The organism is Paraflavitalea sp. CAU 1676 (assembly GCF_029223285.1).
Lineage (GTDB): Bacteria > Bacteroidota > Bacteroidia > Chitinophagales > Chitinophagaceae > Paraflavitalea.
Genome location: NZ_JARHUJ010000005.1, coordinates 267,342 through 291,427, shown reverse-complemented (window position 1 = coordinate 291,427; position 24,086 = coordinate 267,342). Strand labels below are relative to the sequence as shown.

Annotated in this window: 23 protein-coding genes; 5 read left to right on the top strand and 18 right to left on the bottom strand. The window is 49.7% G+C overall.

All coding sequences use genetic code 11. From position 1 onward, the window contains the following. Window positions 1–37: 37 nt before the first annotated feature. Window positions 38–274, bottom strand: a complete 237-nt coding sequence (locus P2H89_RS17665) for a YtxH domain-containing protein (protein WP_275829239.1) — start codon at window positions 272–274, stop codon at window positions 38–40. A gap of 150 nt (window positions 275–424) precedes the next feature. On the opposite strand from P2H89_RS17665, the gene P2H89_RS17660 reads away from it, so the two are divergent. Further along, entirely contained in the window at window positions 425–763 is a 339-nt protein-coding gene (locus P2H89_RS17660; RefSeq protein WP_275829237.1) for a response regulator, read from the top strand. A gap of 7 nt (window positions 764–770) precedes the next feature. Here P2H89_RS17660 and P2H89_RS17655 read toward each other — a convergent pair whose 3' ends face one another. From P2H89_RS17655 to P2H89_RS17625, 7 genes are all read right to left on the bottom strand, one after another. Beyond that, the gene (locus P2H89_RS17655) at window positions 771–3,095 is read right to left on the bottom strand and encodes a TonB-dependent receptor (RefSeq protein WP_275829235.1); all 2,325 of its coding nucleotides are present in this window, start codon (window positions 3,093–3,095) and stop codon (window positions 771–773) included. 743 nt (window positions 3,096–3,838) lie between these two features. Continuing rightward, the gene (locus tag P2H89_RS17650; protein WP_275829233.1) at window positions 3,839–4,666 is read right to left on the bottom strand and encodes a hypothetical protein; all 828 of its coding nucleotides are present in this window, start codon (window positions 4,664–4,666) and stop codon (window positions 3,839–3,841) included. A 12-nt stretch (window positions 4,667–4,678) separates the two neighbouring features. Further along, complete coding sequence (locus P2H89_RS17645) at window positions 4,679–5,158, bottom strand: TlpA disulfide reductase family protein (RefSeq protein WP_275829230.1); 480 nt, start codon at window positions 5,156–5,158, stop codon at window positions 4,679–4,681. Between the two features lie 70 nt (window positions 5,159–5,228). Continuing rightward, window positions 5,229–5,774, bottom strand: a complete 546-nt coding sequence (locus tag P2H89_RS17640) for a heavy metal-associated domain-containing protein (RefSeq protein WP_275829228.1) — start codon at window positions 5,772–5,774, stop codon at window positions 5,229–5,231. A 20-nt stretch (window positions 5,775–5,794) separates the two neighbouring features. Continuing rightward, on the bottom strand, window positions 5,795–6,202 hold the full coding sequence (locus P2H89_RS17635) for a heavy-metal-associated domain-containing protein (protein ID WP_275829225.1): 408 nt from the start codon (window positions 6,200–6,202) through the stop codon (window positions 5,795–5,797). A gap of 106 nt (window positions 6,203–6,308) precedes the next feature. Continuing rightward, entirely contained in the window at window positions 6,309–6,695 is a 387-nt protein-coding gene (locus tag P2H89_RS17630; RefSeq protein WP_275829223.1) for a hypothetical protein, read from the bottom strand. 179 nt (window positions 6,696–6,874) lie between these two features. After that, a complete protein-coding gene (locus P2H89_RS17625) occupies window positions 6,875–7,369 on the bottom strand; it encodes a hypothetical protein (RefSeq protein ID WP_275829222.1) in 495 nt (164 codons plus the stop codon). Window positions 7,370–7,570: 201 nt separating this feature from the next. Here P2H89_RS17625 and P2H89_RS17620 point away from each other — a divergent pair, with 201 nt between their 5' ends. Then, complete coding sequence (locus P2H89_RS17620) at window positions 7,571–8,161, top strand: hypothetical protein (protein WP_275829220.1); 591 nt, start codon at window positions 7,571–7,573, stop codon at window positions 8,159–8,161. Window positions 8,162–8,254: 93 nt separating this feature from the next. Here P2H89_RS17620 and P2H89_RS17615 read toward each other — a convergent pair whose 3' ends face one another. The 3 genes from P2H89_RS17615 to P2H89_RS17605 all read right to left on the bottom strand — a co-directional run bounded on the left by P2H89_RS17615 (window position 8,255) and on the right by P2H89_RS17605 (window position 12,030). After that, the gene (locus P2H89_RS17615) at window positions 8,255–10,291 is read right to left on the bottom strand and encodes a putative porin (protein ID WP_275829218.1); all 2,037 of its coding nucleotides are present in this window, start codon (window positions 10,289–10,291) and stop codon (window positions 8,255–8,257) included. 74 nt (window positions 10,292–10,365) lie between these two features. Then, the gene (locus P2H89_RS17610) at window positions 10,366–11,187 is read right to left on the bottom strand and encodes a purine-nucleoside phosphorylase (RefSeq protein ID WP_275829215.1); all 822 of its coding nucleotides are present in this window, start codon (window positions 11,185–11,187) and stop codon (window positions 10,366–10,368) included. A 39-nt stretch (window positions 11,188–11,226) separates the two neighbouring features. Next, on the bottom strand, window positions 11,227–12,030 hold the full coding sequence (locus tag P2H89_RS17605; RefSeq protein ID WP_275829214.1) for a hypothetical protein: 804 nt from the start codon (window positions 12,028–12,030) through the stop codon (window positions 11,227–11,229). Window positions 12,031–12,169: 139 nt separating this feature from the next. On the opposite strand from P2H89_RS17605, the gene sucC reads away from it, so the two are divergent. Then, window positions 12,170–13,381: an ADP-forming succinate--CoA ligase subunit beta gene (sucC, locus tag P2H89_RS17600; RefSeq protein WP_275829212.1), complete on the top strand. Its 1,212-nt coding sequence runs from the start codon at window positions 12,170–12,172 to the stop codon at window positions 13,379–13,381. Between the two features lie 83 nt (window positions 13,382–13,464). On the opposite strand, the gene P2H89_RS17595 is transcribed toward sucC, so the two are convergent. From P2H89_RS17595 to P2H89_RS17585, 3 genes are all read right to left on the bottom strand, one after another. Further along, entirely contained in the window at window positions 13,465–16,254 is a 2,790-nt protein-coding gene (locus P2H89_RS17595; protein ID WP_275829210.1) for a hypothetical protein, read from the bottom strand. Window positions 16,255–16,268: 14 nt separating this feature from the next. Then, a complete protein-coding gene (locus P2H89_RS17590) occupies window positions 16,269–17,147 on the bottom strand; it encodes a hypothetical protein (protein WP_275829208.1) in 879 nt (292 codons plus the stop codon). Window positions 17,148–17,262: 115 nt separating this feature from the next. Further along, window positions 17,263–17,745, bottom strand: coding sequence for a hypothetical protein (locus P2H89_RS17585; RefSeq protein WP_275829206.1), 483 nt, complete (start codon window positions 17,743–17,745; stop codon window positions 17,263–17,265). Between the two features lie 376 nt (window positions 17,746–18,121). On the opposite strand from P2H89_RS17585, the gene P2H89_RS17580 reads away from it, so the two are divergent. Continuing rightward, complete coding sequence (locus tag P2H89_RS17580; protein ID WP_275829204.1) at window positions 18,122–18,607, top strand: GNAT family N-acetyltransferase; 486 nt, start codon at window positions 18,122–18,124, stop codon at window positions 18,605–18,607. 60 nt (window positions 18,608–18,667) lie between these two features. On the opposite strand, the gene P2H89_RS17575 is transcribed toward P2H89_RS17580, so the two are convergent. The 4 genes from P2H89_RS17575 to P2H89_RS17560 form a co-directional block, all read right to left on the bottom strand. Next, on the bottom strand, window positions 18,668–19,285 hold the full coding sequence (locus tag P2H89_RS17575; protein WP_275829201.1) for a SprT-like domain-containing protein: 618 nt from the start codon (window positions 19,283–19,285) through the stop codon (window positions 18,668–18,670). Then, a complete protein-coding gene (locus P2H89_RS17570; RefSeq protein WP_275829199.1) occupies window positions 19,278–19,697 on the bottom strand; it encodes a hypothetical protein in 420 nt (139 codons plus the stop codon). Before P2H89_RS17570 ends, P2H89_RS17575 begins: the two co-directional genes overlap by 8 nt. Window positions 19,698–19,802: 105 nt before the next feature. After that, window positions 19,803–20,246: a polymer-forming cytoskeletal protein gene (locus P2H89_RS17565; protein ID WP_275829197.1), complete on the bottom strand. Its 444-nt coding sequence runs from the start codon at window positions 20,244–20,246 to the stop codon at window positions 19,803–19,805. Window positions 20,247–20,343: 97 nt separating this feature from the next. Next, on the bottom strand, window positions 20,344–20,739 hold the full coding sequence (locus tag P2H89_RS17560; protein WP_275829196.1) for a hypothetical protein: 396 nt from the start codon (window positions 20,737–20,739) through the stop codon (window positions 20,344–20,346). Between the two features lie 110 nt (window positions 20,740–20,849). Here P2H89_RS17560 and P2H89_RS17555 point away from each other — a divergent pair, with 110 nt between their 5' ends. Beyond that, entirely contained in the window at window positions 20,850–24,020 is a 3,171-nt protein-coding gene (locus tag P2H89_RS17555; protein WP_275829194.1) for a hypothetical protein, read from the top strand. The last annotated feature ends 66 nt before the right edge of the window (window positions 24,021–24,086 follow it).

The window sequence follows — 24,086 nt, the reverse complement described above, 5'->3', positions numbered from 1 at the left end:
CTTTTTTTAGATCAATGAAATCCTGGTAGCGCAAGGCTTAACCGAGATTCTCTTTTACCCTGTTATACTTGTTGCCTGCTTCTGCAGCAAGATCTTCAGCTTTTTCTTTGCCAGCATTGAACAGGTCGCCCAGGGTATTGGCCCAATCGCCGCAATTGCTTTTTATTTTCTTTCTGAGTTCACTACCTTTATCGGGAGCTACTAACATTCCAATCACTACGCCGGCGGCAGCGGCACCCACAATACCTAATAATACTTTTGTTGTTGTAGTCATTTTAAATAGTTTTAGATTATTGAATGATGTTTATATTAGTAAAAAGAATGCCGCCCACCGACAACCAATCTATCGGGGAGAATAATCCACACAACTTTCCGGCACTCTTTTTCGTTACAATACCTTACTAATTAAATCAATAACCTGGCATTGGCTACTAAGAAGAAGATATTGATCATTGATGACGAACAAGATCTCTGCCTGTTGATGAAGTCGTACTTCGTGAAAAAGGATTATGATGTATACAGCGCGTCCAACCTCAAAGAAGGGCTTACGCAAATGCAACAGGTGCAGCCAGACATCCTCTTTCTCGACAACAACCTCCCCGATGGGATCGGCTGGACGAGCGTAGAACGCTTCCTGGCTGTAAACCCTGCTTTGCGGCTTTTCCTGATGAGTGGTTACCCGCCTACCTTCCCCAATATCCCGGGGTTCTCCTATGAAGTGTTAATCAAGCCCATCTCTTTCTCTGATCTTGAAATCTTGTAAGGATTCCTCAGTTTAACGTCCAACGGACGCCCAGGAAGCCCCGTATGCCCTGGTTGGGTGCGTATACATAGTTGGGGTCGAAAGTGAGCCCATAGGGGTTCTCTGGCGTTTGTAGCACTACTGTGGTAGGTATATCGGGCTGGCCGGGTACCGGGTTGGGTATGGGCTGACCAGGACCGTACTGTACGTTCTTATCGAACGGATCGTGCGACCTGGCGATCAGGAAGGGCGCATTGCGCGCCGGCGTCCAGTTCAACAGGTTTTTGATACCTCCATATATTTCTACGCCGTGACCAAGCTTTTTGGTAAGCTGAATATTCTGAATGCTCCATACCGGCGAGCGTGGACTGCGCGGATCGGTATTCGACAGCAGGGGCAGATCCATCGGACCATAGATATTTCCTGTGTAGTCCATTACCCAACCGCCACGTGGCAATGTATATGACAATGACCAATTCCCACTCCACTTTTCCGTGAGCAGTTGTTGCTTACGTTCTTTCACACCCGAAGCATCTTTTTCCACAATCGTAACATCCTGCCGGGTAACCCCGACATGACCGCGCAATGAATTGGTGAATCCGAATTCGGCATTCACACTTCCGCCCTGCGATATGGAATAACCCCGCAGGTTGCTGTAACGGATCTCATCGGGATTGGAATAATCGGGTAATATCCGGTTGGTGAAATGCGTATACCAGAGCGAGGCGTCGATGTTGATCCAGAAGCCCGGTGTGTAGATCTTCTTAACGTAGTTGAGGTTTACATTGTAGCTCCTTTCGGGCTTGAGTTCGCCTTCTATCACCACCTTGCGGGCGCCGGTGAGCGCTGCGTGGTCTTCGGTGAAAAGATTTACCACCCTGAAGCCGGTCCCTGCATTGAGGCGAAGCACATCATTGGGCCCAATGGTGTATTTCCAGGCGCCTCTTGGGGTAAAGATATTTCCATGCACCGGGTGATAATCCCAGCGGGCGCCCAGCAACAAGGTATGGCCGCCGTTAAGCGATATCTCATCCTGCAGCAACACACCAGGCAAGGCGGTACGCTCCGGTTTATTGGTATAGCCAGCCTGGTCGAGTGTAGCCGGCGTATTGTCATCATAATAGGTGTACCGGAATACCGCGCCGGCCAGGAGGTCGTGGTTGCCCAGCGTTTTATCCCAGGTGAGCTGTCCAAAGCCCACCTGCTGACCAGCATTGTAGGCCGTAGTTCCATACACGGAACGTTGGGTGTGGGAATTGAAGGAATAGGAGAATAACAGCTTCTCCTTTACCGGCAACTGGTAATTGCCGATGAGTTCTATCCGCGAGGTATAAATGCTTTCTGCATACAAACTGTCGCCGCCGCGAAAGCTTTTGTTCCACCGCATATCACCACCCCAGCGATCTTCATATACATAGCGCAGGGCAATATTGGCCACCCTGCCCTCCCGGCGTTGAAATGCATACTTGTTGAATGCCGATATCCGGTTTTGGAGGGTTACATCAGTGAAGCCATCCCCATTCTTATCGTATGGATGGGTATAGTTGAAATAGTTTACGCCGAGCAAAGAGGTCACCTTTTTCGAGGGTTTGAATTTGACGGCTGCATCGATATTGTATTCATTCCAGGTGGTAGAGGACAGGTCAATGGAGACCAACGGAGCTTTGGCGGGATTTTTTGTGATCACGTTGATGAGGCCACCGATGGCTTCTGAACCATATAGGGAGGAAGCCGGGCCTTTCACTACTTCGATTCTTTCTACCAGCGAATTCGGAATACCCGATAGTCCGTATACCGACGACAAACTACTTACGATGGGCATACCATCGATGAGCACCATCGTGTAGGGACCTTCAAGTCCGTTGATATGTATATCACCCGTGTTGCAAATATTACAGTTCAACTGAGGTCGTACGCCGTTTACCTGTTGCAACGCATCGAAGATGGAGGGCGTAGGATTGCGGCGAAAGAATTGCGGGGTATAAACCTCTACGGGAACGGGGCTTGCCATTTTCTGCACCGCCTTCATGGTGCCGGTTACCACCACATCCGACAGTACGCCACTATTGGTGGAGAGGTTGATGTAGAGTGCCTTACTTCCATCGTTGACCAGGAGCGTATCGGCCTTAAAACCGATCATACTAACGATCACGGAAACGGGAAATTCCGTGCGGCCAAAGGTAAACCGGCCGTCACGGCCGGTGATCGCTTTTTGCGTGCCTGCCACTACGGTGGCTCCGGCCAGCGTTTCGCCGCTGCTTTTGTCTCGGACAATGCCGTGCAGGGCAGTTTCCTGCCCCTGCACGACCATCACCAGTAAACAAGATAACCCTGTGTAGAACCATTTTTTCATGCCTATACTTTTATGCTATACTTTAAAACGTGAAACTTTTTATTCCCTGTCCACTATGCTTCACTCTTCTCATTCTTTATCATCACCTAAACATATTTTTAGTCTTGTCTAAATTTTAGTTTAGTCAAATTTAATAATAATATTAGAATAAGCAAAAAGCAAATGCAGGAAATTGCCGGGGGTGCTGTAAAACGGCTTCTTCCGGGATAAGCCTCCCGGCGGCAGAGTGGTATTTTTAAATCAGTGGGGGGAGTAAAGCCGGGGGCCGTTTAGCGCGTGGTAAATCAAGGAACGGATCGGACCAGTTTCGGGGCCGGGGACAGGTCAGGCGCTGGAATTTAGCGCAGAAGCAAAGCCTGCCGGCACTTTTTATATTGTTATTTCTCACTTAAACCGCAGATATTTAACGAGTTGCGAGGGGATATTTCGTGCAGAATGGCACTGAGGTTTTCGCAGTATTCGCGGATAATGCACGACAACTCCCTGATAGATACCCTGGTACCTCTATGCTGGCAGCACCGGTAAATAACCCGAATGGCACTGTTCAGGCAACTCCAGTGCGGGTTTCCCTAGGGATCAGTGCGGTTTGCAGGCAATATCCATAGAGTTTCACATGGAGTCCGCGTACATACAACACGGCCTATCGATAACCATCGCTTCATAACGCAACAAGCGCCTAAACGCCGCGCGGGTCCCGGGAACCCGGGAGCCGCGCGGCGTAAATTATCTTACTTATCCATTGCTCAGGAACGTTTCTTCTGCAAGGCATTGAGAAACACATACTCGAAGGCTACCAGCCAGCTCTTTTCGGCCATGCGGTGCATATCGCCATTCAACTGAAAACGATGCCCCACATTCAGTTTAGCATTGCTGTTGAAGATCAGCTGCACGGCAGGCGCCAGGTCGAGGTAATGCTGCTTGCGGTCGAGGGTTTGCTGCCCCAACAGTTCAACATACACATTGAGGTTGACCTGCTTGTAACTGGTGTATTCACGGGGCAATACCAGGTACCCGGCCGACAGGCTATAATTCAACGCCTGCCAGGGATAGGCCTCCCCGATGTATTTCGGTTTCTTCGTGGTTACCTGCGCAAAACTTCCGGTACCGGAAATTGCCAGCTTATCCCACAACTGGGTAACGATAATACCGCCCATCACGCCGCTCTGGTCGCCATCGAGCGATACTTCCTCATATACCGCCGGATTGACGCTGTGCGTAGCTTCAGCAAAGGCCGCCATCCTGAAATGCTGGTGCACATCATCGATGGACAGGAAACGGTACTTGGTATACAGCCTTACACTTTCCCAGCGAACATTCGTGGAGTACATGTCGGAGAATGTACCCGCCACATGCACCATCCACTGTTTGTTGAGGCCCAACATGACCTCTGGTGTATGGCGTTGCTCTACACGGTCGCTGTGCAGGCTTCTCAACCACTTCGTACTCCATTTCGCGCTGATCGATTTTGCCGGCATATTCGAAGCCGGCTCACTAAACACATACAGCTCCTGCGTATGCCCGGCTACCGATACCAGCACAGCCATTATCGTCACGAACAATGATCTCTTCATGGGCGGCTGGTTTTACAGGTTTGATTCAAGTAGTTTGTTCAGTTCCGCTTCGGTTGGATCTATGGCGATCACCTTGCCTTGCTTATCCAGCAGGAATGCGGAAGGCAGCGCTTCGATATTCCAGGCCACGGCCGTTTTACCTTCCCAGCCACCGGGCTCATTTACCTGTATCCAGGTGATCTGATCGGCCGCTACGGCCTTTTTCCAGGCCTTCTTGTCTTCATCGAGGCTGATGCCGTAGATCTCAAAGCCTTTGGTTTTATAAGCACCGTAGGCTTTACGAAGTCCGGGCATTGCCTTACGGCAGGGACCGCACCAGGATGCCCAAAAATCAACCAGTACAACTTTGCCTTTGAGGTCGGCTAATTTTACCAGTTTTCCCTGGGCGTTGGGGATGGCAACGGTTGGTGCCTGATCGCCTTTCTTCGGTTGGGCTTTGGCTGTTGAAACCGCTCCCGCTATGATCAAACAAACGAATAATAATTGCTTCATGGGGAAATAAGTTGAACCTGCCTTGCGCAAACAGGTACATCGCCCTGGTGCGCAAGACAGGTAAATATCATTAAATAGTAACGTGGTAAATACGGCTGTCGGCAGCGATGCCTTCTTTCGTGCAGCAGGCTTGCGCCTTACCGGTCTTTACACAGCTCATGCTGGTAGCAGCACTGTACTTTTTGAACTCCTTCGCTGTTACAAAATCCTTGTCCACAAGCGTGATGGCCTTTTCTCCCTGCAAGGTTTGCTTGCCTATATTGAGGAAGTGAAAGGTTTTGCCATCGATCTGCACATGGGCATCATTTTGCACATCTACTTTGTCGAATACACCCGTCACTTTCAATTTAGCCACTGAGAAGCCGGCGTCTTCCACCGCTTTCTTCATGACATCGAAGTCTACAGACACCCCGTCTTTGAATTCAACCAGGAAGGAGGAGGTCTTTATATCGACCTTTACACTTTGTACAAAGGCTACCTGTTCCAATGCTTTGTTGATCGCTTTGGTACACATGGCGCAGGTTAACCCTGCGGCCTGTAAACTGGCGTTTTTGAACTGTGCCTGTGAGCTTATACCTGCCAGCACCACCACCAGTACTAAGAGCATTCTTTTCATACAACTTAATTTATGGTGGATTAATGATGGTGGTTGGATTCTTTCTGCGCTTCTTTTTCCGCGGCTTTGGCAGCAGCGGCCTTGCGGTCGTACTTGCAGCATTCATGCAGCTTGTCGTAAGCGGCATCATCGGCAGTAAGGTCACGGGTATCGTAACCAGCAGCGGCAATGGCCTGCTGGATCTTTTCGTTGCTGCTTTTCGCTGTGCTATAAGACACGGTCAATTTCTTGCTGTCGACATCCCAGGAAGCGGCAGTAGCGCCGGAATCTTTGGCAGCTTTTTCAATCGTCTTTTTGCACATGCCGCATTCGCCCCATACTTTAAAGGTTTCTTTTTTGACCAGGGGATCGGTCTTTTTCTGGGCGTTTACACTGAAGGAGGCGAATACTACAAATAATAGGGAGAGTACAATATGTTGCGTTTTCATAATTGTTCAATTAAGTGAATTTGATGAATAGAATTATAGTAGACCTAAATAGCCATTTCACCAGGAAGCTGTGGCGCAGCTTATAGGTGCATGAGGTTAACCAGCATCAAATCCTGAAAACGCAATTGCGGAGATAGACTTCGTTGAGTCGCCCGTTGGGCGGAGAATGGTATTGTAAAGACCGGTAGTGGTCTTCGCCAGCGGAAGGTAAATGGTAGCTGGAAGTGGTTACAGGCACTTCAGCAGGTGTTGCCATCAAGGCCACCTGCGCCTGTACCAGACGGTGCTCGTCCTGCAGCTTTACGAGTTTGTATTCCGTATGGCAGCAGCCCTTTTTTGTAGCCGACATACCACACTTGCCACACACATCATGGTCATCATAGCCTACTTCTACCGAGGCGATCCGCCCCATGCAATAATGTATGTTCACCACTACCCCACTGGCGATGGTTACATACAAAATGGCTAATATGGCGATGATGGCCTTCTTCATTCAGGTTACAAATGTACCGCGTAATTTCCTAAAAAGGAAGCAGGGTTGTTGCCGAACCTCTGCTTTAACATAAAAACCACATCTTTAGGTCTTTATTAACTGCTGGCCAACAATTGATTAGTCAACAGACAGCTGGTTCGTCAATAACCCTGCTTCGGGGGAACTACCTTCGGTATCGCTTACTTCGTAAGGTGATAGTTGATATAGATGGTCTTCCCTTCAAAATAGATATCGTCCTGCAGCACCAGTGAATTGTCGGTCACTGATTTAATGGTGAGTTTATAACCATCGGTGATCTTGGCTGGCTTTACACCGCCGGGCATTTTCTTGAAGGAAAAAGTGGGTACTCCATTTTCTGTGGCCACGCCCCAGAAAATGGGTCGTTCACCAGCAACACAATCCTGTCCCGCAGGCAATGTGTAGGTGCCGTTGCCGCTGGCAACGAGATTCCACTGACTGCCGACAAAGCAACTATAAGGTGCATCATCAAATACGGTAACCTTAAATCCTTTACTGGAGATGCCCTCGAAATCGATATTCTGTACCGTCCAGTTGCCGCTCACCTTTACCTTACCACCGCCATCGGGTGCAGCTACCTTGCTGGTAGAGCAAGCGCTGAAAATTAAAAGCAGCAATGAAAAGGCTGTAACGGAAAGAATCCCTTTGTTTTTCATATTTATCATTTTTCGTAAGTGATATTATACAACAATATGCAAATTATGCTCCAAAAGCAACAGCCCGGATAAACACCCGGAAAAAACGCTGCACCTCAACTCTTATTATAACAATTGGTGGCCGGTTTGTGGCATATTGTACCAATATGCCTTTCCAGGGCCTGCTGCTATTTCTACATTCGTTCTTATAATTTATATGCCATGGAAAGAAGAGTATTTGAAAACCCACTGATCAAAGACAAGGTTACCCTTCTCAAAAGCAGCGAAGAAACCAACGGCGCCTACACCCTGGTGGAAGTAGAGTTGCTGGCCGGGGGCGGCAATGACCTGCATTACCACACCAGCTTTACCGAAGAGTTCACGGCCATTGAAGGCACGGTAAGTATTGGTTTTGGCAAAAGCAACCTGCACCTGAAGCCGGGTGAAAAAGCACTTGCCCGCATCGACCAGCTTCACCGATTTTATAATGCCAGTAACAGTACCATCCGATTTGAAGTAAAACTGGTGCCAGGATCGGTCGAGTTTGAAAAGGGGCTTGCGATTGGCTATGGCCTGGCTACCGATGGCCTTACCAACAAACACGGCATTCCCAAAAAACTGGATCACCTCGCCGTATTACTTGACCTTACCAACACACGGCTTACCGGCATATACGGTCTCATCATCCCGTTCCTGTTATACCGTGCCAGGAAGGCGAGGAACAAAGGCATTCTTGCTGATCTGGAAAACCGTTACTGGCATCAAACGACGCCAAAGCCGGTTACGGCACAGCCTGCCGCTGTAAACGCTTAAGCTGCGGGCATCATCAATGGCCGCCGTTGTTGCCTGATACAACAAGCAGAGATGCCCCTTTTATTATAGGAGATACATTTCGCGCTGTAAATATTAGTTCACGAAACTCCAGAATATACCCACCCTGATATGCAATCCCGGATAGGGATAGTCGATGGTGGGTATATTGTTTTTGGTGAAACCTCCCTCGGACCAATTGAAGGTATTGAGGTTTTCGGCCCGTATATAAGCATTGAAGCTCTTGATGCGGAAGTGCATGTATGCAGCCATTTCGGGCGTATTCAGCTTTACAGTAAGATTGTCCTGGTAGAAATACTGCCCCAGCAAGGGTGAATAATTGGGTGCCTTGTAGCCGGTGAAATATTTAGCCTCCAGGCCAAAGGCGATGTTCAGGTTCTTGAACCCCAGGTTGCCATCGTACCCGATCATGTTACGCGTGGTTATGAGCGGTACGTTTACAGGACCATCCCCTGCCCTTTGCTGTAATATGAGCCAGATGCGCCAGTTCCAGCCGCGGCGGCCCAGCATGATCTGTTTTTCGCCGGTTATCCGCAACAGGTTGAACAAGGAAGATGATTGCGCCGGTTGCAAATAGGAAGAGAAATACGAGAGGTTGGTAACAAGATAATAGCTGCCCGATAAACGCAGCTTGTAACGAGGCTGATCGAGCGATGCAAAGATGTGCGTGATATTTTCTTTGTTAAATGTCCGGGCCTCTGCCCCCGGCAGGTAAAAACTGCTAGCCTGGTCATACACGAAAGAGGGTGTGCGGTTGGTATTCTGAAAGCCAACGCGCAGGTAACCGACCTTGGGGCCCAGGTAACGCTGCAGGCTCGCCAGTGCATCGTAATCGCCGGCGTTGAAGCCACTTACATAAAACTTTCCGGCCAATTCGATATCCCATTTCTTATTTCTGGTACGATTGCGGTATTCGCCGTGTATCCAGATGTTCTGCTCCCGGGGGGTTGACCTGCCCGAGTCGAGGTTGCCCTGCAACAACTGCAGGGCGGCGCCTACTTTTACGAATTGCTGGGAGTTCTTTGCATCGGGAAACGAATAAATCGAAAAATCATTCACCAGGTCTTTCCAGTAATCCTGAATAAAGAAGGTGTCTTTCGGAACGATCAGATCATAATTGTTCTTATAATAAGCTGAATCAGTGATGCCCTGGTCTTTGAACCTGTACTTATAAGTACTGTAACTGATGGTATGTTCCAACCTTAAGCGCGGATAAAAAAGCTTTATCACAGAGCTATCTGTAACGATTGAATCTTTCTGTCCCACCAGATCATACTGTTGCCGCATGAGGTAGGTGGCATTCGTGAAAAACGCTCCCGTTGCGATCGAATAATTGAAAAAGTTGCGGCTGTTCACCGTTTGCTGACCAATCTTGGTAGGAATATTGGAGCGCTCTTCGTAACCGGTGGCATCCAGGTAATTCTTGTCGGTGGCGATGCCCCCGCTTTCTCCCGACTGCAATTTGTTCCCTGCTATAGCAATATAATTGGTGTACCGTTTATTTTTCGTCTGGTACCAGGAGGTAAAGCGGTAGTTGTTGTGATTGGTGCTCTGGTTCTGGAACAGGCCCAGCGAGTTGATGAGCCTGTATTGAAAGCTCAGGTTCCAGTTGGGCTTCAGGTTTTGCGTGTGAAACACGTTGATGAGCTGCTCGGCCCTCGATCCCAATACATAATGCAGTTCCGTATAAGGCCGGGTGGTGTTGAAGAACCTGGTTTCGGCAATGTTGAAGTTGTAATTATCATAGGCATGGAATCCATGATCCCAGCCCGATTGCATATTGGGCGTAAACAGCAGACTGCGGGAAGCGTTTCCGATATTGCCGAGGTGCTGATTGTACCAGGGCAAAGGCACTTTGCGGGAGAAGTCGTAGATCACCGAATCGAATCCCCGCATGCGGCTCGAATCGAGGTAGCGGAAACTGATGGTGATGGAATCTTCCAACCCGGTCCGGTGAATTACGCTATCGCCACCGCCCCCTCTGCCAGCGCCGGCAAAATTGGAGCCCATTCCTTTCAGCCTGTCAATGGCCCCACCCTGGGCCCGGGCAGTAGTCACCAATCCGGCCGTTAAGAGGGCTATTCCAATAAATATGATAATTATCCTCGCCACTGGTGCCTTAAAATTTGGGGATCAAATTACTGATTAATACCGGCCTGCCGGTTATACAAAAGTTAAACCTGTTGTTACAATGCCGCCACTAATTGTTTAAAGATGGCCGACAATTTCGGTTCTGCCGCAGCGGCAGCTTCCAATACCTCCTGGTGGGTGATCACATTGTCTTCTTCCCGGATGCCCAGATCGGTGATGATACTAATGGCTACCACCGGCAATCCCATATGGATAGCGACGATCACTTCCTGCACGGTACTCATACCCACCGCATCGCCGCCCAGGGCATGGATCATCTTGTATTCGGCCCTGGTTTCGAAGGTAGGTCCGGTTACACCGAAATAAACACCCTGCTGCAGGGGCACCTGCAGGGAGTCAGCAATATTTTTAACCTTTTGTTGAAGTGCTTTACTGTAAGGTTCGCTCATATCCGGAAAGCGCGGCCCCAGGTCGCCATGGTTTTTACCCAGCAACGGGTTTATAATGGCCAGGCTGATATGATCGGTGATCAACATCAGGTCGCCCACCCTGAAGTTTGGGTTTACTCCGCCTGCCGCATTCGATATCAGCAGGTGCTGAATGCCGAGGAACTTCATCGTGCGGATGGGATAAGTGACCTGTTCGGCCGTATAGCCTTCATAAAAGTGAAAGCGTCCTGCCATGGCCACTACCCGACGGCCGTTCAATTTGCCGAAGAGCAGCTTGCCCGAATGGCCTTCCACGGTCGACACGGGAAAGTGCGGGATATTGGCGTAGGGTATTTCTTTCTCCACTTCCATCTCATTGGCAAAATTGCCCAAACCACTGCCGAGTACAATTCCAGCTTCGGGGGTATGCGGATAATGCTGTTGAATGAATGCCGTCGTTTCGCGTAACTGTTGGATTAAATCAGCCATAATGGCCGCGAAGATAGTTCGAAATCGATGATCAGCTTGCTATTCATACCTATAAAAGTCACAAAACTCCTCATCACAGAGGAGGCCCCGTAGCAGCGGATGCTTCAGAACATCCTGGTAGTCCATCCAACGGCCATCGACCCTTATTTTGCGGTATACCAGCCTGATTCCGTGGCTGTAATCGACATACCAATCCACATGTCCCGTATAAAGCGGCTGTATCGGCGTGCCATCCGGCTTATGCCAGCCATAGATCGCTACGCGGTGCGGGCGCGGGTCGCGCGGTACTTTGCCCGAGATCACCACGTCTTTTTTGATGCCCCCGATCAACCCGGGCCGCTGGCGCCGCTGCCCTTCGATCATGAGGTGGTGATGCCAGAACGTAACGACGCTATCGCGGTAGGCAAACAAGGGTATTGGCTCCAATTGGACGGTCGATTGTAAGTAAATATTATTGACCATCTTCCGGGTAGGCAGAAAGCAATGTAGTCCGTCTGCGATCAGCTGGGCTGCCATAGGGGTTAATGGTATACGGGCAAAGTCGGCATTGCTGCCGATGGATAAATAATCAGGCGCCACATAATAAACGGCCTGGTGCGCCTGCCCCAACGAATCGACCACTTCAGCCTTTACTTTTATGAAGTGCTTCAGAAAGGGCGGAATATTGCCCGACAACACTTCGCGTACAGCCAGCACTTCGCGGTCTTCCCGGCTCATCGGGATAACCTTTTGGTAAAATGCCGAGCCGGTGAGGCCGTCTGCAGGACGCACCGGGATGGTGATGTATTGGTTGCTGCGACAGGACGCCATTAAAATCAAAACACCAATTATTAATTTATTCATATGTGGGACCATGCAGGTTGAATAGCGCGCTAAGATGGGAATATCAGGGAAATAGAAAGGTAATCGAACTGCATGATCAGGATATTTGTGATTTTTATATTCCCCCTTTCTGACCTATTTTCGCCAAAATTTTTTCTGCATGAATCTCCACGAATACCAGGCTAAAGAGTTACTCAAGAAATACAATGTTCCTGTACAGGAAGGTATCCCCGTCGACAGAGCTGATGCGGCTGAAGAAGCTTATAAGAATCTCAAGGTCCAGTTTGGCAACGCTTTCGCTGTGGTGAAAGCCCAGATCCACGCCGGCGGGCGCGGTAAGGGTAAGATCCAGGGTACCGAGCAACGCGGTGTAGCCGTTGGTAAGAGTGCAGAAGAGGTCAAGCAGATCGCTTCCAATATCCTGGGTGGTACCCTGGTAACCATTCAAACTGGTGCTGCCGGTAAACTCGTCAACAAAGTATTGGTTGCACAGGACGTTTACTATCCTGGCCCCAACCCCATTAAAGAATTCTACCTGTCTATCCTGCTCGACCGCGGTCGTGGCCAGAATGTGATCATGTACAGCACCGAAGGCGGTATGGACATTGAAGAAGTGGCGCACAATACCCCCGAGAAGATCTTCAAAGAGTGGGTACATCCCGGTGGCGGCCTCCAGGCCTTCCAGGCCCGTAAGATCGCTTTCAACCTGGGACTGAAAGGTGAAGCCTTCAAGAACTGCGTTAAGTTCGTTACCAACTTATACAACGCTTATGTGGGTCTCGATTGCAGCATGCTCGAGATCAACCCTCTCTTCAAAACTTCCGATGAAAAGATCATCGCGGTGGATTGTAAGATGAATCTCGACGACAATTCCCTGATGCGCCACCCCGAACTCGAGGCAATGCGCGACATCAGCGAAGAAGATCCTACTGAAGTAGAAGCCGGTAAGTTCAACCTGAACTTCGTAAAGCTCGATGGTAACGTAGGTTGTATGGTTAACGGCGCGGGCCTCGCCATGGCGACTATGGATATGATCAAGCTGAGTGGTGGTGAACCAGCCAACTTCCTCGACGTAGGTGGTACTGCCAATGCCACAACGGTTGAAGCAGGTTTCCGTATCATCCTGAAAGATCCCAAGGTAAAAGCCATCCTCATCAATATCTTCGGCGGTATCGTTCGTTGCGATCGTGTGGCGCAGGGTGTTATCGATGCGTACAAATCCATCGGCAATATCGAAGTTCCGATCATCGTACGTTTGCAAGGAACCAATGCAGAAGAAGCCAAGAAGCTGATCGAAGAAAGCGGCCTGAAAGTACAGTCTGCTATTCTGCTCAGTGAAGCGGCAGCCCTGGTGGGCAAAGCAGTTGCTTAATCTTTCCCGGTATAAATTATCTGAAGGTCGCTGGTTTCCGGCGACCTTCTTTTTTAGATAGGTTTGCGACAGGCCCCGGCCGGCTATTTTTTTGCGGGCGAAGCATCTGACACAAACTTCATCAACAGGGATACAACGCCGGTGACACTCGTGAGCACCGCTCCCACCCGCTTGAATGCCTCCTCCTGCGTAATGAACAGGAATATGCCTGTCAGCAGCATCAGCAGGAGCAACACCATTCTTACCTGTTGCCATCTGCCGGCCTTCAATGACTGTTTCCTGAGTTCCTGTTCTTCCGGCTGCTCAGCCCGGTTGAGGATAAAATAACGAAACGCCGGACTCAACATGTGAATTCGTCCATCATAAACGATCACCAACTCGCGTTTAAGCAGCCTGAATATACCCTCTGTATTCTTATAATTCACGACCCCATACTGTGCCAGGTTCATCAACAATAGTTTATCCTCATTGCTGCACGATTTCCATAATTCTCCAAAGAACACCTTGCAACTGTCGGCCTGATTCATGATCTGCGCTTCCATTAATTCAGCCTTATTGGTCGATAACCGGCCGTCATTCCTGGAATAACCAGCCCTGAAATAGTCCCGCAGGCAGGCATGCCCGCCGGTCTCGATCTTTTCCAAATACCTGTTGCGATCATAACATTGTTGCAGAAATTCACTGTCCCTAATGGGAGGGAAAGGACTTCCGGCTGCCCGCCCCTTTTCCTGCCAATGAACAAACCTCAGCGAGAAGAAACGATAAATGGTCATCCTGATGAGGGCGATGATACCGTACGCGATCAGAAACCCGATCACCATGAGCAGGAACTTGATGACGGGGCGCTGGACCATCACATACCGGTCTGGCATCTTTGATCGAATCAGCAACGGATCAACCGTTGTATCCTTTCTGGCAAACATCGCTTCCCGCGAAGGATGCCACAGGAACTCAAGCGTATCTTTCAGCCTGTTGTCCCAGCTCCATTGCCTGTCGGAAGACAAATTGCGTAGTGCCGGATAATTCAACGGGTCTTTTTTGTTGGCGATAATTCCGTTGACCATTTCAAGATAGAAGTTCTCCGCTTTGTTATTCAGAATGGCCGCATCCTGCCTGGTAACCTGTGCGGCGCCGATGGCTGGCCTGCTGACCTTTTCATCATAGAGCGTATAAATTCCCCTGGCATAAGCGATAGTATCAATGTAACGATGGCTGACAACGTTGACATCATGGCTTTGCAGAAAGTGGTATATGGAGGGCTTCCTGTTCTGCAGTTTTGAAGCAAGGTATAATTGTTCCTTCTTTACAGATTGCCTGATCTCGTGGTTTTGGGCATACCAGGTAAATAAAATAGCCGGCAGGGAGGAGATGCATTGGGTAAGCAGGAATATAAAGATCGCGTGCCAGTACAGGTAATCCCACTTCATCCACCGCCAAACCGGCCACCAGGATATCTGCCGGAGAATACGACCGAACCTGTTGAACCGCCATGGCGGACTGACTGGAAATAGGCTGTAGTAAAGTTGTTCAACCCTCCCCTTACGATCGGTCAATACCAATGCCAGTGCACAAACACAAGCCTGAAACAGAAAGAAGGACCATCCGGCACCTACGGGTATACCGGCACAGTAGCCTACCGCCAGCGTACCTGCACCTTGCAACACAATAATCGCAACAATTCGTATGTGAAGTATATCCTGTTCCTGCTTCAGTATGGTATTGTAATAGGAACGAAGCGCAGCCAGCACCGCCAGCACATTCAACGGTGTAAGACAACCGATAAAGAATAGCAGATAGGCATCTGCCCCATTCAGCCAAAGCCAGAATAAGGCCTGGTATAGGACCATGAATAAGCATCCCGCTTTGTAATAGGGCCTTAAGCCCGATCTGGGCAACATCCATTGGGCATATTCGGCCGGTGAAAACAGTACATGCCGGTTGGGAATCCAGTATAACACCAACATGCCCAGGATCACCATTGCCGCACAGACAGGCAAACACAACAACGCAAAAGCCAGTATACGCAGGTGTACGGCTATGTAATAGCTTTCATCATACATCGTAACCAGGAAGAGGGAACTGCTTTTCAAGGGATGTATGAAAATAGAATGGGGTCTGCTGTACAGCAATATATTACGCAATACCGTATCCTGGTGACCGGCAATGGCTTCCAGCACGGGCCTGCGTGCACCAGTTTCCTCAATAAAATTGTCTTTCAGGGCTTTTCGAAGGTCCGAGTGCGTGTACATGCTACCCGCACTATCCATGAGGCAGTAACTATATCCGGAAGACATGATCACCTGCTGCAATGAATACAGGTGAGTACTCATGGCCAAAACCTGGTAAGCAGTCCGGCTTCTGATGGAGAGGTTTATTTCGAAGTCTCCATTGGTCCAGCTGTTCACCGGCTCCATGGCCAGCAATAAGGTATCATCGGGGCGGTTGCCTTTGAATGCCTGATAATAACGGCGGTCGCTTACTTTGATAAACTTAATAGACCATGGTTCATCGATCTGCACTTTCAATGTTTGCTTACCCTCCCGGTCGATCCAGCTCATCCGGTTAAAATAGGCATAGGTATTATCGCGTCCTGCTTTCACCTTTCCGTTGGAGAGCGCACTGTCCCACCAGGGCATATGGTAAACCGAACCGGTCTCTTTGCGCAACTCCAACATAGGTTGACCAGGAGGGTATTGTTTGCCGGCTACTGCACTATCCAGCTGCCGGTCAAAAAAAGCCATTTGGTCGCCAGCCATCTCCAGCTCGTGCTGCAGGCTGTTTTCTATCTGGCCCGACAACTTCCTGAGTCCCCCGGCAATCTCTTTATCAGAGCGCATCAATAATAACACGTGTACAATGATCAGTGCGATCATGGCCATTCCAATGGCTACCGAAATAGCCCCAGGGTAAAATCCCGGGACCGGAGGGTCTCTTTCCGGTTCATGAAATACAATTTCAGGAAGGGAAGACCGAGTACCAACAGCAGCAGCAGGATGATAACCGGGTATACTATTTTTACAGGAATGGTGTTGATCTGAGCATGGTAAGTACTCTCTCTTACCACCCCGCAAAGTATAACCTCCTGCCGCTCCAGCATCACCGACCAGGCAAAGAGCTTGTACGGAACTCCTTTTAACGCAACATCGGTGATCTGGGGAAAACCGCCTCCCTTTTGCAACAGGAGCAGGCTATCTCCATTCAACTTTTCCAACATCCCGAACTCCTCCCCGCCATATAGTACCAAACCATTTTGCTGGCCGGTATTTACCAACAGGAAGCCTTCAAAAAATTCTTTCCGGTAACCGAGGCAGGGGTCGAGCAAACTGCTGATGGGCGTGGAAACCTCCACTATTCTCGTGTGAATGGCATCGTAGATAGGGTATACTATTTGCCAGGCTCCGGCGTACATGAAATAGGCAGACGTATCGGTTAATGGAATAGGTTCGCCCGCTCTTTTTTCCACCAGCGTATCTACATGAACAGGCTCGGGCAACATCGTTCCCGCAGGCGTCAGGCGCTTAAGCTGCTCTTGCAGTGCCAAATCATTTTCCTTTTCCTGAAGCTTCCGGATGGAAGTGCCATACAACCGGCGTAAGTTGGTGTTTCCCGTTTGCACATTGGTCTGGATCCGCCTGAGCAGGGAAAATCCATATTGATGAAGTGCACTCCTTTGTGATGGGATATAATAGAAATAGTACAGACTTAAGAAGCAGGCAAATAATAAAAAGACTGCCAACAAGAAGGCGATATTGCGTTTACCCGGCATAACATGGAGATTGAGACCAATGGCCGGTACGGAGCGTCCAAGACGGAAGATTCGACTAATTAAAGCTAACGCAATTAAGCATACGTGACAATACCACTTTGGTAGTATAAGCGGCTTACAGATCGCCGCCCATATGGCGTTTCAGCAGGCTGATCACTGAGCCCATGTAGCGATGGGTCTTTTGAAGTAGTTGTTCATAGACTGCAGGCTGTACCGCGGCAGGCTTTTGCTCGAGGGGGAAGGTGTATTTACTGTCTTTTTTATCGGCCTCCAGCTGGCGGATAACAAACTGGTATCCTTCGGGCTTCACCGCGATGTCCATTTGCAGGGCCACCGGCACATTGAAGCCCGAAAGCCCGTGCGAGAGCCGAACGATGATATGGCCTTTGGCGGTATGCACGGCATCTATAAATGCCACTGAATCCCAATGAACAATAAAAGGCAGGAGGAAGAATGCTTTGGCCCGTTGAGTGAGCAGGGTATCGGGAACGCTCAGCGATATCTGCTGATTGTATTCGTATTGGTCGGCGCCGTTGCGTGGCAACTGTGCTACCGCTACACTGCACTGGATCAGCAATATGAAGAGGAGATATCGCATGCTACTACAAGGTAGAAAAACAATTGATATTTTTCACAAATATATGCATGACTGCACACAGGGCTTTACAGGTGGTTTGGCCTGCTTATCCTGTTGGGGGTTGGGCAAGGTATACGCCTGGCCTGCTTTAATAGATATTTGCCCGAAAATCATCCTGCGGACAAAATACGATGCATCCGTTTTTCGTTACTGCTCTACAGTATCCATTAGTCAACATAAACCACTCATTGCCGTATGAAAAGCCCAGTCAAGATCTTCTTTGGTATCCTCTTCGTTAGCTACATCCTGTTGTACAGCATCATGGCACTCATCAGCTAAGGGGTCTGGGTTGCCAGTTTCAGCATGCTGTTGTTAACAGCCTGCGTATCTTCGTTGTATGCTTCCTATCCAGATCAGGACCATTCAACCGGCCGATAATCCGGCACTGGCCATCATCATTCGCAATACCCTCACCGAATTTGGCGCTAACCATCCCGGTACCGTTTATTACGACAGCACCACTGATGCCTTATTTGAGTTATTCCAAACACCTGGCAGTTCCTATTTTGTCGCCAGCCGCGACGGACAGCTCCTTGGCGGAGCAGGCATCTTTCCCTCCGAAGGATTGCCGGCAGGCACCTGCGAACTGGTGAAAATGTACCTCGTGACCGAGGCACGGGGCCTGGGGCTGGGCAAACAGCTGATAGAGGAAGCCCTCGCCTTTGCGAAAGAAGCTGGCTACCAACAGGTTTACCTCGAAACTATGCCCGAGCTCAGTAAAGCAGTCAGTGTGTATGAGAAATTCGGGTTCCGCTACCTCGATGGCCCACTTGGCAATACGGGGCATTTTGGGTGCGATATCTGGATGCTGAAGGAGTTGTAGGAACTTTCACGGCAGGCGGGATCGTTCGTTGGGTTAACAGGAGCCTATCCCGGGCGCCACTCAGGCACTTACTTTCACTTCATAGATGGGACTGAAAAGATACATTTTGCCGGTGCTCACTTCCTGGCACTGGTAGCGCTTGCGCAGCTTCTTGCCTTTCTTAAAGATGCGCCCCTCTCCGATGTCGAACAATTGCCCTTCGGGTACTTCTTCCACCAACACCAGTCCATTGCTACGGTCGTATTTCCGCAATACCCGCATCAGGTTCTCATCGGCGCAACTGCTTGCCGGCAGGTCGTGCAGCGACTTACCGATGGCCTGTTGTATATCGGCCGGGAAGATCCCTTCTTTCAGGAACTCGGCCAGCAAGGTGGCATATAGACTCTTCCATTCGCGGCCATGCGATTGTACTTTGTTGCCGTATTGGGTAAATGTAACGAGGTGGGCAAGCTCGTGCACCAGGGTGATCAGGAATGCATAAGGGTTGAGGGTGCCATTGACGCTGATGCGGTGCGTTTTGTATTGCGTGGCATGGCGGTAATCGCCCAGCACCGACTTACGCTCCTGGGTGATCGTGAGGTGAACATTGTACTGATGAAGATAATCCAACACTTTATGTACCGCCGTTTCGGGAATGAAACGGCGCAGGTAATCAAGTGGGGCTTCCTGTTTAGGCATTCTTGTTCTGCTTGCTGAGTTTCATGGCTATAGAAGCCTCGGTAAGGGTGTATAAGAAATACAGGCCCATAAAACCAAGTACGCCGCCCGAGTTAACTTCCTTGCCGGATGACACAATATAAATTAATGCTGCCACGCCGCATACGGCCATCTTGATGAGCATACTGCCTTTCAACGCACGCAGAAAAGCATGGATGTTCTTATTCTTCAACGCACGGGTGTGCTGGTAGAAAGAAAAAGCCGTGAGTATCACCAGCAGGATATTGCCTGCGATGAGGATATCGGCATCCACATTCCATTTGGCCAGCAGCGACCGGCCCAAAACGAAGAATGCGCTGGTGAGGAGAAATATGATCGTAATCGGTAAAAAAGCCTTTGTCGCTGTTTTATTATCCATAATAGCACTGCTCATTTGCCTGCAAAGGTAATGAGCAGCGTGGAACAGGAAAATAATATCCCGTCCCCGCTATTTCATTCAAAATGAGGGGTTCATATGACCAACAAACTAAATGAGCTATCAGGCGCCGGCCAGTACAGCCTTTTCGGTTTGTTTGTCGGCCCTGCCGTTGGAGGATGCTTGTGGTGCAACTGGTTCCGCGCCGGTCATATGGCACTGGCCATTGAAGTTGGCGCTGGGCTCAATTTGCAGTTTGCCTGCATGGAGGTTGCCGTTTACCTGGCTGCCACCTTTGAGCTGCAGCAATTCTTTTACGCGGATGGTACCCGTTACCTTGCCCATGATGTCGGCTTGCTGACCGGCGATATCGCCATTCACGACGCCGTTGGAACCAATTACCACCTTGGCGGTGCAATTGATATTACCTTGTAAAACACCATCGATGCGGATGTCGCCACTGCTGTTGATGTCGCCTTTGAGGGTAGTGCCGGCTGCAATGATGCTGGCGCCGCTTGGTGTGGGCGTTTCTGGGGAGGTCTCGGATTTGGACTTTTGGTTGAACATATGAACTGGTTTTTAATGAGTTTGGATATATCAGTAAGTCGAACTACAATTTCTCAATAAACTGGCTGCCAGCTAGCTGCACAATTCGTTCCGCACTCTATTCGTCGATCGTTTCCGGCTTGGGAATATCAAGCGCTGTGGTATCGAGCTTCACGGTCACGTTGCCCTGCAACACGCTCTTCACATTCTCCAGGTATTGGCCGCGCTGGTGCATTACCTGCTCCAGCGAATCGGTCCTCATTTTCAGCTCCCGCAACTCACGTGTGGCATTCACATCGCCATACCCCGGTATGTACATCCTGAGCGGGGTAAAAACGATCAGTGCCACGGTAAGGCCCGTCACTAATACAAAAATGGTGCTAAGAAGTACATAAACGCTGAGGCGTGATAACTTAAACGTAACAACCTCTTCGTAAGTATCATCGTTCATCACTACCAGGCGGTAGCGGTTTTGTAGTCTTTTTAAAGTGGAATTGGCATCGAATTTGGCCATACAGAGGTTTTTCAGCGCTTTAAAGGTAACAAGATAGACGGAAAAGCACACCAACGTGTGAACAAAAAAATAAAGTCTACTTTCGACAATATTATTCTTGAAAATCAGTTATGAAGGGTTTAGTTTGCGGATCAATGACGGTATTAAAAAGGATCATTTTACTCCTGTTTTTGGCGTATGCCTGGTTGCCGGAATGTGCTGGCCAGCAGCCCTTACTTTCTTTTGACCTGAAAGGTAAACCCAAGAAGTACGAAGACAAAAAGTTACGCTCCGAAAAGACGGGCGATAAGAAGTGGAAGTTCCCCCGGACCTTTACTCAAAATACCGTTACCAAGTTCAATTGGCACTTCAATGCCCAAGCCCGCCTCGAAGAGATCATCGAGCGCGCCAAACTGGGTTATAAAGACGATTTCACACAATTACTTACCTTTTACAACTACAGCCTCCAGCAAACTTCACAGGATAAAGACCTCGATTCTGTCATTTATAAGGTTAATACCGGTATCCTCATCCATGACCTCCGCACCTCCTGGACCGACAACCTGTACATGCTCATGGGCAAGGCCTATTATTATAAGAACATTCTAGATACCGCCCACCAGACCTTTCAATACATCAACTATATCTTTTCGCCCCGCGAAAAAGACGGTTACGATATTCCCATCGGCAGTAATGCCACCGAAGGCGGTAATGCGTTCTCCATCTCTACAAAAGAAAAGAACGATCTGCTGCACAAGGCCTGGAGCCGTCCGCCCAGCCGCAACGAGTCGTTCATCTGGCAAATAAGGACATACCTCGCGAAAGATGAAACACCGGAAGCAGCCGGACTCATAGAAACGCTGAAGCACGATCCCAATTTTCCCGACAGGCTGGAAACCGACCTGTACGAAATGCAGGCCCTGTATTTCTATAAACAACAATTGTATGATAGTGCAGCTGTTTACCTGGAAAAGGCTTTACCCAATGCCGAAAACAACCAGGAGCAGGCACGCTGGGAATATTTGATCGCTCAACTATACGAGCGTTCAAAGGATCACGAAAAGGCGAAGGAGTTTTACGACCGCGCCAGCGCTCATACTTACAATCCGGTATTAGACGTATATGCGCGCCTCAATAGCATCCGCCAGAACAAAGGTGATGAAAAAGCCATCCAGGAAAACATCAACGACCTGGTTAAGATGGCCCGTCGCGATAAATATGTGAACTACCGCGATATTATCTATTTCGCGGCGGCGCAGATGGAACTGGAGCGCAACAATGTCGCCGGCGCCAAAGCGCTGTTGCTGAAAGCTACCCGGTCGGCCAATCCCAACGGCGACAATGTCAACAAGTCGAAAGCCTTTTTGATGCTGGGAAATCTCTCGTACGTCGGCAAGCAATTCAAAGACGCCAAGAATTATTACGACAGCGTATCGGTACTCGACTCCAGTATGCTGAGCCAGCAATTGTTCGACACCCGTAAAACGGCGTTGACACGCGTGGTACATCAATTAAATATCATTGAAAGACAGGATAGCCTGCAACGAATTGCCAACATGCCCGAAGCTGACAGGGAGGCTTATGTACGTAAGCTTGCCAAGCAGTTCCGCAAGCAGCAGGGCCTCAAGGAAGAGGACAACGGCGGCGCCACCGGCGGCACCGATAACCGCGACCTTACCCGCAATAACGCTCCCCTGCCCGATCTCTTTGGCAGTAATGATACCAAGGGCGACTGGTATTTCAACAATGCCGGTCTGAAATCAAAAGGCTATACGGATTTCAGGCGTTTATGGGGCACCAGGCCCAATGTCGACAACTGGCGCCGCATGGCATCGGTTCGCCAGAATGGTATTCAAACCAACAGCAACGAGCCCATCACCGGCGACCCGGCCACCGGCAATACCGGTGCAGATGGCGCCGCGCCCAATGATCTCAGTTATGAAGGGTTGATCGGTAACCTGCCGCTAGATGATAAGAAAATGGCTGCCTCCAACGATTCGATCGAAAGAGCGCAACTGGCTTTAGGCATCGCTTATATCGAAGGCCTGGAAGAGTATGCCACCGCCATCTCGGTACTGGAAGGATTTCTGGAGCGTTTCGGTTATAGCAGCCAGCGTGCGGAAGCCTTGTTCCACCTCTATTATTGCTATACCAAAATGGGCCTCACTGCCAGCGCCGAAAAGGTAGCTGCGGAGTTGAAGCTGAAATACTCCGGTACGCAGTTCGAACAGGCGGTGACCAATCCGAAGGGCAGTCCCGCGGATAACGCTGCCAAAGCTGCCATGACACGCCAGTACGAGCATGTGTACAACCTTTTCATCGAGGGTAATTTTACCGAAGCGCTTTCCCAAAAGAAACTGGCCGATAGCCTCTATGGCACCAATTACTGGACGCCCCAGTTGTTGTATATCCAGTCTGTATATTTTATCCGCCAACGGCTCGACGACTCGGCCAAAGTAGCGCTTACGCATATCGTGAACATGTATGCCAATACGCCAATGGCCGAAAAGGCAAAGACGATGATCGATGTATTGAGCCGCCGCGCACAGATCGAGGACTACCTGACCAAATTACAGATCGAACGTCCGAAAGATGATAGCCTGACGGTGATCGATGACTCGCCGGTGCAGCCTGTAGTGGTCGCTAAACCAGCCGTAGATTCTGCTGCCGTGGTAAAAGAAGAACAGGCCCGTATCATTGAAACCACCACCAAAGCCAGTACGGTGAAACCCGATGCCCCGCAAAACCAGGGCAAGACTCCTATTGCTACCGACAAAATCAAAGGCAACCCGTTGGTCGTTACCGCTACCCCTATCCCCCAGCAACCAGCTGTGGATAGTGTGCGCAAGGATCCCGTAGCGCCTGTAAAAGACAGCGTGGTAAGGGCCAGGGAGGTTATCGTTGCCCCGGGCAAACCAGCCTTCCTGTATGACCCTAATGCCACGCACATGGTGGTGCTCCTGCTTACCAAGGTGGATCCTGTGTACATTACCGAAGCACGCAATGCCTTCAACCGTTACAACAAGGAGAAATATTACAACAAGACCTACCAGATTGGCAATGTGCCTATGTCCGATACGGTAAGGATGATGACCATCAACAGCTTTGAGAACGCCCAGGCAGCGATCGAGTACATGGAGAAGGCGAAGAAATCGGCCCCTGCCGACCTCATCCCCTGGCTACCGGCGGCCAAATACAGCTTCGTGATCCTTACCGATGCCAACCTGGGAACCCTGGTGAGCACCAAAGACGTGGAAACTTACCGGTTGTTCCTGCAGCAGATGTTCCCCGGAAAATTCTGATAAAATGAAGTTTTAACAGTTCCATTACGTACGTTTGACGCAAACTTGCTTTGATAAACAAAGAAT

Coding starts and splice junctions, on each gene's coding strand:
- P2H89_RS17575 (WP_275829201.1), bottom strand. CDS start 19,285: ATGCCTAAACAGGAAGCCCCACTTGATTACCTGCGCCGTTTCATTCCC.
- P2H89_RS17585 (WP_275829206.1), bottom strand. CDS start 17,745: ATGCGATATCTCCTCTTCATATTGCTGATCCAGTGCAGTGTAGCGGTA.
- P2H89_RS17560 (WP_275829196.1), bottom strand. CDS start 20,739: ATGGCCAAATTCGATGCCAATTCCACTTTAAAAAGACTACAAAACCGC.
- P2H89_RS17570 (WP_275829199.1), bottom strand. CDS start 19,697: ATGAGCAGTGCTATTATGGATAATAAAACAGCGACAAAGGCTTTTTTA.
- P2H89_RS17590 (WP_275829208.1), bottom strand. CDS start 17,147: ATGCCGGGTAAACGCAATATCGCCTTCTTGTTGGCAGTCTTTTTATTA.
- P2H89_RS17565 (WP_275829197.1), bottom strand. CDS start 20,246: ATGTTCAACCAAAAGTCCAAATCCGAGACCTCCCCAGAAACGCCCACA.
- P2H89_RS17610 (WP_275829215.1), bottom strand. CDS start 11,187: ATGGCTGATTTAATCCAACAGTTACGCGAAACGACGGCATTCATTCAA.
- P2H89_RS17595 (WP_275829210.1), bottom strand. CDS start 16,254: ATGATCGCACTGATCATTGTACACGTGTTATTATTGATGCGCTCTGAT.
- P2H89_RS17655 (WP_275829235.1), bottom strand. CDS start 3,095: ATGAAAAAATGGTTCTACACAGGGTTATCTTGTTTACTGGTGATGGTC.
- P2H89_RS17645 (WP_275829230.1), bottom strand. CDS start 5,158: ATGAAGCAATTATTATTCGTTTGTTTGATCATAGCGGGAGCGGTTTCA.
- P2H89_RS17630 (WP_275829223.1), bottom strand. CDS start 6,695: ATGAAGAAGGCCATCATCGCCATATTAGCCATTTTGTATGTAACCATC.
- P2H89_RS17555 (WP_275829194.1), top strand. CDS start 20,850: ATGAAGGGTTTAGTTTGCGGATCAATGACGGTATTAAAAAGGATCATT.
- P2H89_RS17580 (WP_275829204.1), top strand. CDS start 18,122: ATGCTTCCTATCCAGATCAGGACCATTCAACCGGCCGATAATCCGGCA.
- P2H89_RS17625 (WP_275829222.1), bottom strand. CDS start 7,369: ATGAAAAACAAAGGGATTCTTTCCGTTACAGCCTTTTCATTGCTGCTT.
- P2H89_RS17620 (WP_275829220.1), top strand. CDS start 7,571: ATGGAAAGAAGAGTATTTGAAAACCCACTGATCAAAGACAAGGTTACC.
- P2H89_RS17640 (WP_275829228.1), bottom strand. CDS start 5,774: ATGAAAAGAATGCTCTTAGTACTGGTGGTGGTGCTGGCAGGTATAAGC.
- P2H89_RS17665 (WP_275829239.1), bottom strand. CDS start 274: ATGACTACAACAACAAAAGTATTATTAGGTATTGTGGGTGCCGCTGCC.
- P2H89_RS17635 (WP_275829225.1), bottom strand. CDS start 6,202: ATGAAAACGCAACATATTGTACTCTCCCTATTATTTGTAGTATTCGCC.
- P2H89_RS17605 (WP_275829214.1), bottom strand. CDS start 12,030: ATGAATAAATTAATAATTGGTGTTTTGATTTTAATGGCGTCCTGTCGC.
- P2H89_RS17650 (WP_275829233.1), bottom strand. CDS start 4,666: ATGAAGAGATCATTGTTCGTGACGATAATGGCTGTGCTGGTATCGGTA.
- sucC (WP_275829212.1), top strand. CDS start 12,170: ATGAATCTCCACGAATACCAGGCTAAAGAGTTACTCAAGAAATACAAT.